Below are 16,195 nucleotides of genomic sequence, written 5' to 3'. Positions count from 1 at the left end.
TTTTACAAGTCCTCCTTGTTTACTGAAGACAGCGTAACGATCTCCTTTATTTTCTCATCCAGCCTGTTTAAGCCCTCTTCGAGCTTCTGTGTATATATCAGGTCCATATCGCAATATTCTTCCTTTATGAGCTCGAGAAGACTCTGTACGGAAGTGAGCGGACCGCGTAGTTCATGCGACTGTATATGAGCGATCTTTTCCAGCAGTTCGTTCTTACGTTCAATTTTGAGTTTATAGAGATAAGCGTCGGTGATGTCTTTCATGATCAGGGTTACACCGATGATATCACCGTTCTCATTCCTTGCGGGGTTGAAGGTGCTCAGCCACCAGGTCTCCTTAGTGGCGTATACCCGCCGGAATTCCCTGGCAATAGCGGTACCGTTTAATGCGGTATCAAAACAATAGTAAAAAGACTCTTTATTGGCGTCGTGTACGAACAGATCTATGTTCAGGTTCTCTTCGATCTGTCTGTCATAGAGGGTCGTGGTGAGCTCCAATGCCGCTTTGTTGAAGTAAAGCACCTTCATGTTTTTGTCCAGCAGCACAAAGTTGTCAGTCAGGCTTTCGAAGAAGGCGCGCAGCCGGATACCGTATTCGAGAATGTCGGCAGCTCTTTTCTTTTCACGTTCCTGCTGGGAGGTGATATGCCTTTTGAAACTGGAAGTGGCAAAGAAAATATAGATGGTGGACAGCACATAACAACCGAAACGGTCGATGATCTTTTCAGTCGGGTCTTTATAATAACCGCTTATCAGTCCAGGGAGATACAATTCAACCGCCAGCAGGCTGCCTGGAATGATGAGACTTAATATCAGCCATAAAATATATTTTTCCCTGTGGGAGATATTCAACGCCAGCTGGAGGGTGGTGAAGAACAATAGTAGGGTAGGGCCATCAATTCCGGCGTTGAAGAAATAATTGGCACTGAGACCGGTATATACCACAATGACATAACTGACGATAATAGACCGGTATTTCCGCATTTTGCGGGACAGGATATAATAGACAACCTGTATGATCATCAGCCCCACCAGGAGCAGGGTAGATTCATTTGCGTCGATAAGCAGATCAATGACAAGGAAAGCAGACAGGATTATCAGGGTGATGGCGCCGGTCAGATTAAATACCCGGTGCTCGAAGGAAAACTCATCTTCCTTTCCCATTAACAATACTCCAAGGGAGGGTGCCCTGAAAGCAGATGGCGTTTTCCTGATTGGCATGATGTGAGACTATTCCACCCAAAATAATAAATTAATTTATTATACATATTATTTATTGGCATAATGGGTGTTTTTTGAGGAGAAGTACCCGGAAAAACGATTTTTATTTGAGTATCATGACTGGTTCCCGGGCATTGCGGCAGATAGCGTCAGAAATGCTTTTATGTGTCAGGTAGTACAGAAAGCTGTGCTTGCCAGGTAATGAGATAATGAGCTGGATCTTATGTTTCTCTGTATAACTCAGGATGCCGTTGATGATGTTTTTGTCACTGCTGTAACAGATCTCATGTTTGTAATCCCGCAGGCGCTCATGTACATGCTGTTCTGCTTCTTTCAGCTGTTCGTCCGGATTGAGGTATCTTTCCTTTGCGTCCACATTCAGGACCAGCAGTTTACTATCATCCCACTGGGGAGGGATCTGTAGGTTCTGCAGTTTATGGAGGGAGTCCAGCGTTTTGTAGTCGCAGGGCACCAGGATGTTTTCTACCGGCTGATATGAGTAAGCTGCCGGTACAATCAATACTCTTACGGGACTGGCCTTGGCGATCGGGATCAGGTTGCCGGCAATAAAGCTGCCACTGGAATACTTAAAGCTATCACTGCCCAATACGATCATTTCGGGTGATTCATCCCTGATCACTTCCAATATGGCCCTCAGCAGGGGGGCTTCGCTGACCATGGAGACGACCTGCACGCGCTTGTTCGTTTGGGTAATAATATGCTGGGAGAGATTGTCCATTTGTGCAGTAGCTTCCTGCCGTTCCCTGGCCATGTAATGAGGACTGACGGGGGCATATTCAGCAGAAACTACGATATGATCAAAAACAGTGTCGTAAAAGGTCTTGAGCAGGATAATGCGTTCATAACCGTAAGCTTTGCTCCATTCTATCGCAAAATCGACCGCATTATCCGAGGTAGAGGAGAAATCAACGGGAATCAGTAATGTTTTCATAACGATTTCATTTTTCTCTTTTACTAAGTTAAGTTTGTCCTGCCTAAATCTGAAAAAAATATACCATTTACGGGCAGGCATGAAAAGTGTGTTAGAACAGGTGTTATTGCGCTTAAACTGAATGAAATGAAGATATTCCAGGAATTATTGCAGCTCCATGAAAGGAGGAGAGGGTTTCATCTGATCACGGGGGAGGTGGCACAGGCTATGCCGCAGTTAAGGGAGATCAGGACCGGTATGTGCCAGGTCTTTATCCAGCATACATCGGCGTCTCTTACCATCAATGAGAATGCAGACCCGACCGTCAGGAAGGACTTTGAGATGTATTTCAGCAAGGTGGTGCCGGAGAATGACCCTGACTATCAACATGACGATGAAGGCCCCGACGATATGCCTGCACATCTGAAAGCGGCGATGCTGGGCAGTTCTGTGATGATCCCCATCCGGAACGGCAATCTGGCACTGGGTACCTGGCAGGGCATCTATTTGTGCGAACACCGTAACCACGGCGGCAGCAGAAAGCTGGTTATCACCGCCTGGGGAGAATAATAATCCTGGAAAACTGATACTATACCGTATGTTTAAAAAACTGATTGTACTCCCGTCACTGTTACTGGGAATGTATTTCAACACTTTTGGCCAGCGCCAGTCCGTAGATGTGCAGCACTACGGCATTTCCCTGACGGTGCGCGACAATACCGATAAGATATCAGGTACCGCGGAAATCACTGTACGCTTTCTAAATAGCGTAGGGGAGCTCCGTCTTGACCTGGTAGGGCCGGAGATAGCTGATACCGGTATGACGGTGCTAAAGGTAACGGAAAGATCCGCCGTAGGCCATACAGCTGCTAATGGGGGAAAACCGGGAGCGCCAAACAGTGTTAAGAACGTCCCTTTCCGTCAGGACAGTGCGGCCGTTTATCTGACTGTGAGTGCTGGTAAGGACGAAACGCATACCTACCGGATCGAATATGCAGGCGTTCCCCGGGATGGCCTGATCATTTCCAGGAATAAATTCGGGAAACGTACCTTCTTCACAGATAACTGGCCTGACCGTGCACACCACTGGTTACCCTGTATAGATCATCCTTCCGATAAAGCGGCCGTAGACTTTGACATCATCACACCCGACAAATATACTGTGGTGGCTAACGGACTGAAAACACAGGAAGTATTGATGGCGGATCATCAGAAAAGGACCCGGTATACAGAAAAGGCGCCACTGCCGACGAAGATTATTGCCATAGGTATAGCTGCTTTTGCGGTGGATCATTCGGCTGACGTGCAGGGTATTCCTGTATATAGTTATGTATTCCCTGAGAATAAAAAACAGGGGCTTGCCGACTATGGGAAAGCAGGAGAGATCCTCCGGTTTTTCATACAACAGATAGGGCCATTTCCATATAAAAAGCTGGCCAATATCCAGTCCAAAACTATTTATGGCGGTATGGAAAATGCCAGTGCCATCTTTTATTCTGAGGAATCAGTAGGCTTTAAGTATATCGAGGAATTGATGGCCCATGAGATAGCACATCAATGGTTTGGAGATGCCGTCACAGAAACAGGCTGGGAACATGTATGGCTGAGTGAAGGTTTCGCTACTTATATGACACAGCTGTATCTGGAACATAAATACGGGAAAGATACCCTGAAGGCTGAATTAAAAGATGACCGGAAGAAAGTGATCGCCTTTGAGAAGAAGAGATATACCCCTGTAGTGGATACCACGACAAAGGGTGGATATACGCAGTTGCTGAATGCGAATAGTTATCAGAAGGGAGGATGGGTATTGCATATGTTAAGACGGCAGGTGGGGGATAGTATTTTCTGGAAAGGTATCAGGAGCTACTTTGCGACTTATGGTGGGCATAATGCCAATACAACAGACTTCAGACAAGTGATGGAAAAGGTCAGCAGACAGGACCTGGGTGACTTCTTCCAGCAATGGTTGTATACGCCGGGTATGCCGGAACTGACCATCAGCCCCAGTGGCGGTGGGCTGTTTACGATCAGTCAGCAACAGGAGCATTTGTTTACTTTTCCACTGGAATACGCTATCGATGACGATCCGCAGATACATACGGTGCAGATCAAAGACAGGGTAACGGTCATCAATATAAAGGCCAACCATACGATACATATTGATCCGCAGATAAACCTCCTGTTCGAATTTGGCAAGGGGATGTAGGTGGCGTGAGATATGCGCAAAAAGCCTGACGATTCAATGAAGCGAAATATTATCTTTGTCTGGCACATCAATTCCGGACCCATAAATCGCTTCATCACTTGCTGAAAAGATCATGCCTGCTATTACTGGCAATACTCGCCAATAGCTTCACCTATGCGCAGACGACCTATTTGTTTGTCGGATCTTACAATGATGCGAAAGATAAAGACGGTATCTACATTTACAGGATGGATATGGAAAGTGGAAGACTCGATAAGGTCTGTACATTTTCCGCTATCATGAACCCTTCTTATCTGACTCTTTCGGCGAACGGTCAGTATATCTATGCCTGTACTGAGACCCGTACCGCCGGTATGGGAAGCGTGAGCAGTTACCGGTTTGACAGACAGCAGCGGCTTATCACATTGTTGAGTAAACAGCCTAGCGGAGGGGATAACCCGGTCTACCTTACGGTGCATAAAAGCGGTCGCTGGCTGGTGAATGGAAACTATACAGGTGGCAGTCTCTCTGTATTCCCTTTGAATAGCGATGGAACTATCGGCGCTGCGGTGACGGTCATTCCATTTACGGATAGCAGTATTACAGAAAGACAGAAAAGTTCACATATTCATTCTACGGTATTTTCCCCTGCACAGGACTATGTATTTACGCCCGACCTCGGGGCCGATAAAATACGACGTTTTATCTTTGATGCCAGTCAGGCAAAGCCATTGCAGGCAGATAGTTTTATCAGGACCACACCCGGCAGCGGTCCACGGCATTTCACCTTTCATCCCAATGGGCGTTTTGCTTATTGTATAGAAGAGTTATCGGGATCGGTAACAGCGTATAAATACAATAAAGGCAGGCTGGAATCATTGCAACGGCTGATGACACATGATAGTGTACCGCGTAGTTTTTATAGCAGTGCTGACATCCATATTTCACCCGACGGCCGTTTCCTGTATGCATCTAACCGTGGCGTAGAAAATAATATCGCCATTTACAGCATTCATAAAAACGGAACATTAAGCCATGTGGGATATGAGTCTGTACTGGGTGATCATCCCCGTAACTTCCTGATAGATCCCAGCGGAAAATTCCTGATAGTGGCGAACCAGCTCAGTGGGAATGTGGTGGTTTTCAAACGGAATGCACAAACCGGTCTGCTGACGAAGACAGGCGTAGACATAAAAATACAGGGACCTTCCTGTTTACAAATCAGAACATATAACGACTAATTACTTATGAAACGCTTACTGCTGCCATTGTTGGTAGCTATCACCCACCTGTCCTACAGTCAGAACATCACATCTTTTGCGGATAGTGTACGACAACATTACAAGGTACCTGAACTGGCATTCGCGGTTGTCTCTTCAGATAGTGTACTGGAATGCCATATACTGGGCGTAAAACGTGCTAATACGGCTTATGCCGCCCAAGCCGGAGACAGGTTCCATATCGGCTCCAATACCAAGGCGATTACCTCCTTTATTGCCGCCTTGCTGGTGAAGGAGCAGAAGATACAATGGAATACGACCATTCTGACGCTGTTCCCTGAACTGAGATGGAGGACCCGTTATGTATACGATACGGTTACACTGGCCAACCTGCTGACATTCAGGGGAAGGCTGCAGGGCTATTCCTATGATTCGGAGACGCCTACTTTCAGGGAGCTGCATGGTGACTATGCGGCACAGCGTATGCAATTGGTAGCCAACTTCCTGACACAGGCTCCCCAGAAGCCGGATACGAACGGATTAATGCCTTCCAATCTCGATTATATCACAGCGGGCCTTATGCTGGAGAAGGCAAGCGGGAAACCTTATAAAACACTCGTGCAGGAATTAGGAGCGCGGCTGGGGATCAATTTCCGCTTTGATTATCCTAATCTGAAAGATACCACACAACCCTGGGGACATGATGCAGATCTGCAGCCACTAGCTCCCGCGGAAAGCTATAAGATGAACTGGCTGCTGGCGGCAGGTAATATCAACGTGAGCCTGGAAGAATACACCCGTTTTATCCGGGAGTTGCTGAAAGGACTGAAAGGGAAGAGTGATTTATTACCAAAGAAGACTTTTGAACAATTGCTCTTTGGATTGCCGAACTTTTCTTACGGATGGTTTAATCCGCCTCAGCTGCCACAACATCATGTAGCATTCAACGAAGGGAATGCAGGCGCGTTTATCACGAGAGTGCATGTTATCAAAGAGGCCGACAGAGCATATGTGATCTTTACGAATGCAGCCACTGCTGCTACAAAAGACGCCGTTGATGTTTTACTGAAAGAGCTGATCCAACGGTATGGAGAATAACAATACTGATAACGTATATTTGAGGGGAACACACGATGGCAGTTATGGAATATGTCTCAAACCCGGACTTGTCCGACATGCAATTACCTTTTGACTGGAAAGGAACGCCGGTAGATGAAAACGGGAAATTCATGAACTATGAGTTTCCGCATAAGTACTCTTTTTCCGAATTCCTCAAATGGCGCTTGCAACGAAACCCGCAGAAGGCAGAGAAGGAAACGGACAGATGGATTCCTGATATCGTCTATAATGAAGATTTCCTGCATTCCGGTAAAGACTGTATCGTCTGGTTTGGCCATGCTTCTTTCTTCATCCGGCTGGGTGGCGTCAATATACTGATCGACCCTGTTTTCTATAATATCCCGTTGTTCAAACGGCGTACGCCTTTTCCTATAGATCCTGCCAAACTGAAGGGACTGGATTATATCCTGATATCCCACAATCACCTGGACCATTGTGACAAGCGGAGCCTGCGTTTACTGGCGCAGAATAATCCGCAGGCGATATATCTGACAGGGCTAAAAATGGAAGGTCTGTTAAAGAAACTGACGGGTAATGAACAGGTACAGACAGCAGGATGGTATCAGCAATACCACACAGAAGCCCATATAAAGGTTTTTTTCCTTCCGGCAAGGCATTGGGCCAAAAGAGGGTTTCGTGACCTTAATAACCAGCTTTGGGGCGCTTTTGTGATCCAGGCAGGGGGCAAGACTATCTATTTCGCTGCCGACTCCGGATATGGCAGTCATTTTACAGACGTAGGCCGGATCTTTCCTCATATCGACTATTGTATCGTAGGGATAGGGGCATATAAGCCTGCCTTTTTTATGTCGCAAAGCCATATTTCTCCCCAGGATGCTGTGCGAGCGGCAAATGATATGCATGCCAGCGTAATGATCCCCATGCACTACGGCACTTTTGACCTGTCTGATGAGCCACTGAGCGACCCTTTGACTACTTTGAAGGGACTTGAAAAACAGGGCGCTATACAGGGAAAGCTGGAAGTGCTGAAGGTAGGAGAAGCATTGGGGATATAATAAGTGGCTGATAATCAGTAGTAAGTCGGAAGGGCTATTTATTTGTAATTCGCTTGCTTTCTTAAGTAATTCGCTTTTACTTTACGGCTCACCAAGATCAAGATGTTCGAAACGCATATCAGTGACGGGGACTTACTGCAATTGCTGAAAGGAGATGATACCGCTGCTTTCGAGATACTGTACAACAGGTATTGGAAAGCATTATATACGCGGGCCTGTCAGCGGGTAGACGTAAACGATGCGAAAGACCTGGTACAGGAAGTCATGTTAAGTCTCTGGCGCAGAAGAAAAGAGATCCCCGTTTTAAAAGAGGGCGAATTCGCAAAATACCTGCACGCTGCTATCAAATACAGGGTGATCAGTCATTATGCTTTCAGCGCCGCCGAGATCAAAAAGATATCCTTATTTGATATATTGGATAGCCAGGAATTTGATGACCGCCTGGAAACCAAAGAACTGACGGCCAATATTGCTGCAGCGGTAAGCCTGTTACCCACCCGTATGCAGCAGATCTTCCGGATGAGCCGGGAAGAAGATCTTTCCATAGCAGAAATAGCCCGTCAGCTGAATCTCTCGGAACAAACGGTTAAGAATCAACTGACGGAAGCTCTCCGCAGAATGCGCGCCTATTTGAAATCCAGCTCCTCCGGCGACTGGGCACTGCTGGTGGCGTATCTCTTTTGTCACATCAAATAAGGGCGTGTTGGGCTATCACAACTCATTTTAATTTCCCGGGGTACGAAACCCCGGGCTGCAAACAATTAGGCTGGCGGAGCCTATTGACGCGAATGATTTTCGTTTGTTAATGCTATTAGTTGGGTAATATCTCTATATATCCTTCTGTTCCATTCACCCTGATCCGCTGTCCGTCTTTGATCAGCTTTGTAGCATTCTCTACGCCGACAACTGCTGGCAAGCCATATTCACGCGCAATAACTGCTCCATGGGTCATCAATCCACCCACTTCGGTGACAAGGCCTTTTATAGATACAAACACCGGTGTCCAGCTGGGATCAGTGAAGGTGGTGACCAATATATCTCCTTCTTCCAGTTCGGCTTCTTCCATGTTCAGGATCACACGTGCCCGTCCCTCTATTTTGCCGGCAGAAACAGCAAGACCTGCAATAGCTCCGGTGGGAAGGTTTTCCAGTTTGTACTTACCGGCAATGATCTCACCGTCAGATGTGATCACACGGGGAGGCGTCAGTTTCTCATAGGATTTGAACTCGTCCTTTCGTCTATTGATAAGCTGATAATCTACTTTATTAGTGCGTACCACTTCGTGCAATTCTTCAAAAGTGAGATAGTAGATGTCTTCTTTTTCATGGATAAGACCGGCCTTCACCAGTTGTTCTGCCTCCTTTAATAAGGCCTGTTTATAAATGAAGTAGCGATTAATCAGGCGATATTTGGGATATTCACGATAACCAGCGTAAGTCCGGATCAGGTCAATCTTAGCTTTTGTTTCTGCTGCTTTCTGTTCACCATCAGGTAGTTGCTTTAACCGGTCTAATAATTCCCGTTCTTTGCTCCGTGCCTCTTGTTTGCCTTGCTCAAATTTCCGGGTACCGGCGCCAGGTTCAAAGTTCCTGATATTACTGAGGACCATGGGAATGAGCGTAGCAGGTTTTTCACTCCAGCGGGTTTTCGTAATATCGATCTCGCCGACACATCGCATGCCGTATTTGTTCAGATACGCCTCGATAGCGTTTCGGGTTTCTTGTCCGCCTTTAAATTGCGGCAGTTCTTCGAGGAAGTTGTCGTCTTTTACCTGTTGTAAATAGGCAATTACTTCAGGGAAAGGGCGAATTACATCTGCAAGATCCAGTAATGCGAGTCCCATCTCTGAAGTGACATTGTTGGGTACAGATTGAGAAAATGTGTCTGCTATGCCTTTTTCACCTAACCACTCGTTCATTTTTTCATTGATCCAAGAGGACGCGTTGAAAGCGGTTACAATTGCACCCATATTCCTTGGATCGGATAATTGCTGCTTTGATTGCTGCAGATCTTCCAGTATAAAATCAAACAGATCAGCTCCTGATTTCGACTGGATGTTTTGTTTTAACGCTTCTATGGAAGCCTGACTGATCCTGATCAGATCAGTAACAATTGCCGGATCGTTTTCCAATTGTGCATTATAATCGATCGTATGGCCCCCTTTATCACTTTTGCCAGGGCCCGGTGCTGTTGTATCAGCAGGCAACAATTTTATAAAATCTTTCCGCTCAATTATATTTAAGAGTGCATCTTTTATGAGAGGATCAGATTTTCCGATGGTTGTTTCTATTAACGTTTTTCTGCCGACAGGTGAAGCCAGCAAAGCCGTAATATCAACAAATAGCCTTCCGCCGGCCTGACGCATGGTGGCGGAGGTGGTTATCAGGAAGAAAGACAATCCCAGGGGTTTCATGGCGTCTGTCATCATCTGGTTATGACCGACAGATACATAGACGTGATTTTCCTGATCATCCGCCTGGGGAACAGGGTATAGGGTAGTGATTGGCCGGCTCTGAACAATATAAAAGGTATCCCCGGCAAGGCACCATTCGATATCCTGCGGTTTGCCAAAATGAGCCTCAATTTTTCTTCCAAGGCGTTGAAGTGATATAATAGCATCATCCGGAAGTGCCTGGACATTTTGTTGATCCAGACCGATTTCCTGTTCTTTTGTGCCACCATCTTCAACCGCCAGCATCGCCAGTTTCTTTGCGGAGATTTTCTTATCGATGATCCTGTCCTCGCGTATTTTATAATTATCCGCATTTACAAGTCCGGCCACCAATGCTTCACCCAATCCAAAGCTGGCGTCAATGGATACTACTTTTCTGTTTGCGGTAACCGGGTCTGCGGTAAACATGATCCCTGCTACATCCGGGAAGATCATTTGCTGAATCACAACAGACAGGTAAACTTTTTTATGGTCAAACCCGTTTTGCAGACGGTAGGTGACGGCTCTGTCGGTATACAGTGAGGCCCAGCATTTGCTGATGTGTTTCAGGATGGCTGCTGTACCAATGATGTTCAGATAGGTATCCTGCTGCCCTGCAAAAGAGGCTGTAGGAAGATCCTCCGCGGTGGCGCTGGAGCGTACCGCATAAGCATTGTGTACGCCAAGCTGCTCAAGACGCCGGGAAATTTCATGGCTGATACCTTCCGGAATTGAAATGGCTTCGATCACCTTCCGGATCTTTGCGCCCGTTTCGCTGATACCTTTTCGGTTATCAGGTTTCAACACAGACAGCTGATCCAGCAGTACATTCAATTCACTGTTACTACCGGTAATTTCTTTATATGCTTCCGTCGTAATACAAAAGCCCTCAGGCACTTGTATCCCCTCAATCCTGGATAGTTCTCCAAGGTTAGCACCTTTACCACCGACGATAGCAAGTTTTGTCGTATCGATTTCCCGGAAATCAAGTATGTAGGAATTCATATTTACGATTATTTATTGTTGAGTTTATTGGTCGTCTCAGTCATGATTTCAATCGCTTTTGAAAAATAGGTTTCGATGACTTTGAGCTCCTTGCTTGAAAAGGAAGCTATCAATTCTTCTGACTGACGCCGGAATTCTTTATAAAGTGGTTCCAGCAATGCCATGATATTTTTGGTGTTGGGTTCAATGAGCACTTTACGTCTGTCATCTTCCGCAAACCGTCTTTTTACCAGTTTTTTCTTCTCAAATCTGTCTATCAAACCTGTTACCGCACCAGTGGTCAGACCTGTTAAGTTTGACAGCTCGCCTGCTGTCATTTGGCCTTTTTGTAACAGGAATCCGAGGTATTTATGGTCTGTGCCGGAAAGGCCTGCTTCCCGGCCAATGGTTTCATGCATCTGGATAGAGGTGTATGCATATGCCTGGCTGAGTTTCCTGACTCGGGTGATCTCTTCAGTGTTCATATTTATATCTTATTGGGTAAATATCTTAGTTGCTAAGATAATATTGATTTACAGGCTGTCCAAATAATTTGGAGGAATAAATACCCATAAAGTGAACTTGATAAGATGGTTTAAATTTTTTTTCCGCAGCTCTAGTACCAAACCTCCATTTTCCGGATAAGTAGGTAAAACGTCCACATTTGGAAACTGATAAACTGAAGCGCATCTTTCGGCAATACCTCCTGGGGCAGACCCGGGAAAAGGAGACCGGCGCTATTGATAACTGGTACCAGTCATTTGATAATGAGCTTGTTAACCCACTCAGCAGGGAAGAGGAAGAAACCGTTCGCCTGGAGATCTGGCAGCGTATACAACCGGAGTTGGAGAAGAAAAAGGTCCACTACCTGCGGAGAAACCTGGCAACCGCTGCAGCGGTAATCCTGTTACTGGCCGGAGGGCTGACCTATTACATGGTAAACAGATCCAACCCGGCCTATACAGAAGTGACTACCGCTGTGGGCCAAAGGAAAACCATACAATTGGCGGATGGCTCCCAGCTGACCCTGAACGCAGGTTCTATTGTCCGTATACCTAAAGATATGCGTGAGGAACGTCGTCTGAACATCGTGGACGGGGAAGTCTTCTTTGATGTGAAAGGGAAGCCTTCCGTGCCGTTTATCGTGGAAAGCGGTCCGCTGACCACCACCGTGCTCGGTACCTCCTTTAATGTAACCGCTTATCGCCAGGTGAACAGGATGAGTATCGCTGTGACCGAGGGCAAGGTGAGTGTGCAGAAAAATGGTGGTACTGCAGAGGTACTGGTAAAAGACCAGGCGCTGACTTATGACCGCACGAAAAACAATACAACGATAGACGCTATTGATAAAAGCCTGCTGGGATGGCGGGAAGGTAGCATGGTGCTGAACGATGCTTCCTTTGAGGATATGGTGGTGCTCATGCAGAAAAACTTCGGCATTACACTGACCACCTCACAGGCAGGTGTACGGGCAACGAGGTACACCACCGAATTATCTACCACCATGGACCCTGTGAAAGCCGCAGAAGTACTGGCAGCTATCCACAACCTGAAAATCGAAGTGACCGGCCACGTGGTCATAGTATATGAATAAAACCAACAGATCAACACAGAAACAAGAAAACACTGTATGCAATTCATGTCACGGAGGTTTCTGCTAACGTAACATCTTAACGCCTAAACTACGTATGAAAAAAATTACCACGACCTTCAGAAGACGGCTATTGTCTGCCGTGCTTCTCCTGATGGGAGCATCCCTTTTCCTGCCGGTATATGCAGGTAAGGGACAGATCCTGAAAGAGACCAACGTTACCATCCGCCTGAAAAGCGGGTCATTGGAGTCGGCCATACAAGAGCTGCATTCATCCACGAAAGTTACTTTTGCGTATGACAAACAACTGTTACGCTCTTTCCCCATCCGGGATTGCTCTTTCTCCAACGAGCGACTGGATGTGGTGCTGGAACAATTACTCCGTAACAAGCAGCTGGAGTTTGCAGAGGTCAACAATGTTGTTGTGATCAGCAAGGCTGCTGCCGGTACAATTGCTCCTGCCACAACCAAAGGTGGCAGGGAGGATATAGTAGTATCAGGTACTGTAACAGATGAAACAGGCGCTCCTATGCCTGGTGTAAGTGTTGCAGTACGTGGGGCCAGTACCATGACCTCCACCGGCAATGACGGTAAGTTCAAACTAATTGTACAGTCGGCCGATGCTGTGCTGGCTTTTAGCTTCATCGGTTATGAAACGGTGATCGTAACAGTGGGTAACCAGACGAGCCTGAACATACACATGAAAGTAGCCAGTAAATCACTCGGCGAAGTGGCAGTAGTGGGTTTTGGTACGCAGCGTAAGGTAAGCCTGGTAGGTGCACAGTCTACCGTGAAGGTGACAGAATTCAAACAACCTGCGGCTGATATCACAACGATGCTGGCGGGACGTATTGCCGGTGTGGTGGGTGTACAACGTTCCGGTGAACCCGGTAAGGGAAGCGCCGATATCTGGATACGTGGTATCTCTACTTTCGGGGATGGTAACAGCTCCGGACCATTGATCCTGGTGGACGGTGTGGAACGTTCTATCAATAATATCTCACCGGAAGATATCGAGTCTTTTACCGTACTGAAAGATGCTGCTGGTACTGCTGTTTATGGCGTACGCGGTGCTAATGGTGTAGTACTGGTGAAAACGAAGACCGGTAAAGTAGGCAAGCCACAGATCTACCTGGATTATAACGAGGGTGTGAACACATTTGTACGCCGTCCGGATATGCTGGATGGTATCTCGTATATGAACCTGGCGAATGAGGCATTGACGACCCGGAACCAGAACCCGAAATATTCGCAGGAATATATAGAAAATACTAAAAAGGGTACAGATCCTTTGCTGTATCCTGACGTGGACTGGATGGATGCCGTATTCAATAAATACGGGCATACCCGTAGTACTAACCTGAATGCCAGTGGTGGTGTGGAGAATGCACAGTATTATGTATCCCTGGGTTATTTCAGTGAGTCCGGTTTCCTGAAAACAGACGATCTGTCGAAATACAATTCGTCCATGAAATACAACCGGTATAATTTCACCAGTAACCTCAATCTGCGTATAACCAAAAGCACAAAACTGGATGTTGGTTTACAGGGATATTTCTCCAATGGTAATTATCCCGGTATCAATTCCGCTGATATTTTCCAGAGTGCAATGGACGCCGCGCCTGTGGCATACCCTATCATGTATCCGGGAGGCCTCGTGCCCGGACAATCTGCTAACGGTGGTTTCCGTAACCCATATGCTGATCTGACCCGCAGGGGCTACCGCAATGAGTTCCGTAATCAGCTGTTCTCCAACCTGCGGGCTACACAGGAACTGGATGCATTGACAAAAGGGCTGACAGCGAGCGTCATGTTTGCATTTGATACATACAACCAGAACTACATTACCCGCTCCAAGAGAGAGGATACCTATTATCCCGATCAGAGCATGCCTTACAAACCAGATGGTACGCTGAACCTCGTAAAGACATACACCGGCAATGCATACCTCGGATTTGATAATAACTCCAATGACAGGCAGACCAGCCGTAAGTTCTATACGGAGGCATCTCTGAACTACGACAGGAGTTTTGGTAAACACCGCTTTGGCGGCCTGGCGCTGTTCTATTCCAGCGATAAAACAAATGCACTGGCAGGAGATTTTATCAGCTCTATTCCCGAAAGGTCTTTAGGTTTTGCAGGCAGGGTAGCATACTCTTACTCAGATAAATATTTCCTGGAAGTGAATGCCGGTTATAATGGCTCTGAACTGTTTGCTCCGGGTAACCGTTTCGGCTTCTTCCCCGCAGTAGGTGTGGGCTGGATCGTGTCTGAAGAGAAATTCTTTGCTCCGCTGAAGAATGCCATTACTTTCCTGAAATTCCGCTATTCCAATGGTAATACCGGTTTGGGAAGTGCGAGAGAACGTTTCCTGTACATCACGAACCTGAGCACGTATGATCATGCCTATAAGTATGGCAGAACATTTAATGACGTTGGCGGTATCAACATCAATCGTTATGCAACCAATGTAAAATGGTCGGTGTCTAATAAGCAGGACCTTGGCGTCGAGTTCCGTACGTTAAAAGACCGCCTGTCGGTGATCGTAGATCTGTTCAAGGAGCATCGTACCGGTATCTTCCTGCAAAGGGCTTCCAACGTAGACTTTATGGGATTGCAGAACCAGCAGTTTGCGAACCTGGGTATCGTGGATAATAAAGGTTTTGACGCCTCTCTTGAATATAGTACCAAAATAGGCGCAGTTGACCTGCGACTGAGAGGTAATATCACTTATACGAAAGATGTGGTCAGAGAAGATGACCGTCCGCCACAGACGTACCCATGGATGGAGCACAGAGGCAACAACGTGTTGGCCCGCTACGGATATATTGCAGAAGGGTTGTTCGTCAGCGAAGATGAAGTGAACAAGAGCGCTGTACCGGGAGATAAGTCTAAAGTAAAAGCCGGTGATATCAAATATAAAGACCTGAACGGCGACGGCATCATCAACAGCTATGATGTTACAAAAATAGGCCGCGGCGATCTGCCTACTACCGTATATGGCTTCGGCTTTGACCTGGGATATAAAGGATTCAATTTCGGCTTGTTGTTCCAGGGTATCTCTGATGCAGACAGAATGCTGGGGGGATCGGCTATCATACCATTCAATGGTGGTGGTGGTCTGACGAATGCATATGCTATTGCAGAAGACAGATGGACGGTAGATAATCCCAACCCTAATGCATTCTATCCACGACTGGCGTATGGAGAAGCGGAGAATAAAAACAATACACAGGCCAGCTCCTGGTGGATTAAAGACGTGAGCTTCCTGCGACTGAAGTCGGCGCAGCTGGCATATAACCTGCCTACGACATGGTTGAACAGAACAGGTATCCGCAATGCGTCTGTTTACGTGCAGGGCATCAACCTGTTTACCTTCAGCAAGTTTAAGCTGTGGGACCCTGAGCTGAATACAGATAACGGTTCCAGGTATCCTAACATCAGGACCATTTCTCTTGGTATGAACCTGAAATTTTAATTCTACAAGCAAAGATG

Annotated in this window: 12 protein-coding genes; 8 read left to right on the top strand and 4 right to left on the bottom strand. The window is 46.7% G+C overall.

Annotation, left to right across the window (positions count from 1 at the left end; all coding sequences use genetic code 11):
- Positions 1–2: 2 nt before the first annotated feature.
- Both CLV42_RS26280 and CLV42_RS26275 read right to left on the bottom strand, forming a co-directional pair.
- Entirely contained in the window at positions 3–1,220 is a 1,218-nt protein-coding gene (locus CLV42_RS26280) for a PAS domain S-box protein (RefSeq protein WP_106604911.1), read from the bottom strand.
- 103 nt (positions 1,221–1,323) lie between these two features.
- On the bottom strand, positions 1,324–2,172 hold the full coding sequence (locus CLV42_RS26275; RefSeq protein ID WP_170117656.1) for a universal stress protein: 849 nt from the start codon (positions 2,170–2,172) through the stop codon (positions 1,324–1,326).
- A gap of 126 nt (positions 2,173–2,298) precedes the next feature.
- On the opposite strand from CLV42_RS26275, the gene CLV42_RS26270 reads away from it, so the two are divergent.
- The 6 genes from CLV42_RS26270 (at position 2,299) to CLV42_RS26245 (ending at position 8,390) form a co-directional block, all read left to right on the top strand.
- Entirely contained in the window at positions 2,299–2,721 is a 423-nt protein-coding gene (locus CLV42_RS26270; RefSeq protein WP_106604909.1) for a secondary thiamine-phosphate synthase enzyme YjbQ, read from the top strand.
- 28 nt (positions 2,722–2,749) lie between these two features.
- Positions 2,750–4,360 (top strand): M1 family metallopeptidase, encoded by a 1,611-nt coding sequence (locus tag CLV42_RS26265; RefSeq protein WP_106604908.1) that lies wholly within the window; start codon positions 2,750–2,752, stop codon positions 4,358–4,360.
- Between the two features lie 98 nt (positions 4,361–4,458).
- Positions 4,459–5,580, top strand: a complete 1,122-nt coding sequence (locus tag CLV42_RS26260) for a lactonase family protein (protein WP_106604907.1) — start codon at positions 4,459–4,461, stop codon at positions 5,578–5,580.
- 6 nt (positions 5,581–5,586) lie between these two features.
- Complete coding sequence (locus CLV42_RS26255; protein WP_106604906.1) at positions 5,587–6,657, top strand: serine hydrolase domain-containing protein; 1,071 nt, start codon at positions 5,587–5,589, stop codon at positions 6,655–6,657.
- Positions 6,658–6,734: 77 nt separating this feature from the next.
- Positions 6,735–7,694 carry an MBL fold metallo-hydrolase gene (locus CLV42_RS26250; protein WP_245901739.1) on the top strand — a complete coding sequence of 320 codons (960 nt, stop codon included), beginning with the start codon at positions 6,735–6,737 and terminating at the stop codon, positions 7,692–7,694.
- A 102-nt stretch (positions 7,695–7,796) separates the two neighbouring features.
- A complete protein-coding gene (locus tag CLV42_RS26245; protein ID WP_106604905.1) occupies positions 7,797–8,390 on the top strand; it encodes an RNA polymerase sigma factor in 594 nt (197 codons plus the stop codon).
- A gap of 115 nt (positions 8,391–8,505) precedes the next feature.
- On the opposite strand, the gene ppsA is transcribed toward CLV42_RS26245, so the two are convergent.
- A complete protein-coding gene (gene ppsA, locus CLV42_RS26240; protein ID WP_106604904.1) occupies positions 8,506–11,130 on the bottom strand; it encodes a phosphoenolpyruvate synthase in 2,625 nt (874 codons plus the stop codon).
- An 8-nt stretch (positions 11,131–11,138) separates the two neighbouring features.
- Positions 11,139–11,594, bottom strand: a complete 456-nt coding sequence (locus CLV42_RS26235) for a MarR family winged helix-turn-helix transcriptional regulator (RefSeq protein ID WP_106604903.1) — start codon at positions 11,592–11,594, stop codon at positions 11,139–11,141.
- Between the two features lie 179 nt (positions 11,595–11,773).
- On the opposite strand from CLV42_RS26235, the gene CLV42_RS26230 reads away from it, so the two are divergent.
- Both CLV42_RS26230 and CLV42_RS26225 read left to right on the top strand, forming a co-directional pair.
- A complete protein-coding gene (locus CLV42_RS26230; protein WP_106604902.1) occupies positions 11,774–12,703 on the top strand; it encodes a FecR family protein in 930 nt (309 codons plus the stop codon).
- Positions 12,704–12,797: 94 nt separating this feature from the next.
- On the top strand, positions 12,798–16,178 hold the full coding sequence (locus tag CLV42_RS26225) for a SusC/RagA family TonB-linked outer membrane protein (RefSeq protein ID WP_106604901.1): 3,381 nt from the start codon (positions 12,798–12,800) through the stop codon (positions 16,176–16,178).
- Positions 16,179–16,195: the final 17 nt, after the last annotated feature.

The organism is Chitinophaga ginsengisoli (assembly GCF_003014595.1).
In the GTDB taxonomy this organism is placed as follows: Bacteria; Bacteroidota; Bacteroidia; order Chitinophagales; family Chitinophagaceae; genus Chitinophaga; species Chitinophaga ginsengisoli.
Note: the sequence above shows the minus strand (reverse complement) of the source record. Positions and strands in the feature narration are given on the sequence as shown.

What these genes read in the sequence shown, in the direction of transcription:
- CLV42_RS26280 (WP_106604911.1), bottom strand. Translation starts at nt 1,220, where the DNA reads ATGCCAATCAGGAAAACGCCATCTGCTTTCAGGGCACCCTCCCTTGGA.
- CLV42_RS26275 (WP_170117656.1), bottom strand. Translation starts at nt 2,172, where the DNA reads ATGAAAACATTACTGATTCCCGTTGATTTCTCCTCTACCTCGGATAAT.
- CLV42_RS26270 (WP_106604909.1), top strand. Translation starts at nt 2,299, where the DNA reads ATGAAGATATTCCAGGAATTATTGCAGCTCCATGAAAGGAGGAGAGGG.
- CLV42_RS26265 (WP_106604908.1), top strand. Translation starts at nt 2,750, where the DNA reads ATGTTTAAAAAACTGATTGTACTCCCGTCACTGTTACTGGGAATGTAT.
- CLV42_RS26255 (WP_106604906.1), top strand. Translation starts at nt 5,587, where the DNA reads ATGAAACGCTTACTGCTGCCATTGTTGGTAGCTATCACCCACCTGTCC.
- CLV42_RS26250 (WP_245901739.1), top strand. Translation starts at nt 6,735, where the DNA reads ATGCAATTACCTTTTGACTGGAAAGGAACGCCGGTAGATGAAAACGGG.
- CLV42_RS26245 (WP_106604905.1), top strand. Translation starts at nt 7,797, where the DNA reads ATGTTCGAAACGCATATCAGTGACGGGGACTTACTGCAATTGCTGAAA.
- ppsA (WP_106604904.1), bottom strand. Translation starts at nt 11,130, where the DNA reads ATGAATTCCTACATACTTGATTTCCGGGAAATCGATACGACAAAACTT.
- CLV42_RS26235 (WP_106604903.1), bottom strand. Translation starts at nt 11,594, where the DNA reads ATGAACACTGAAGAGATCACCCGAGTCAGGAAACTCAGCCAGGCATAT.
- CLV42_RS26225 (WP_106604901.1), top strand. Translation starts at nt 12,798, where the DNA reads ATGAAAAAAATTACCACGACCTTCAGAAGACGGCTATTGTCTGCCGTG.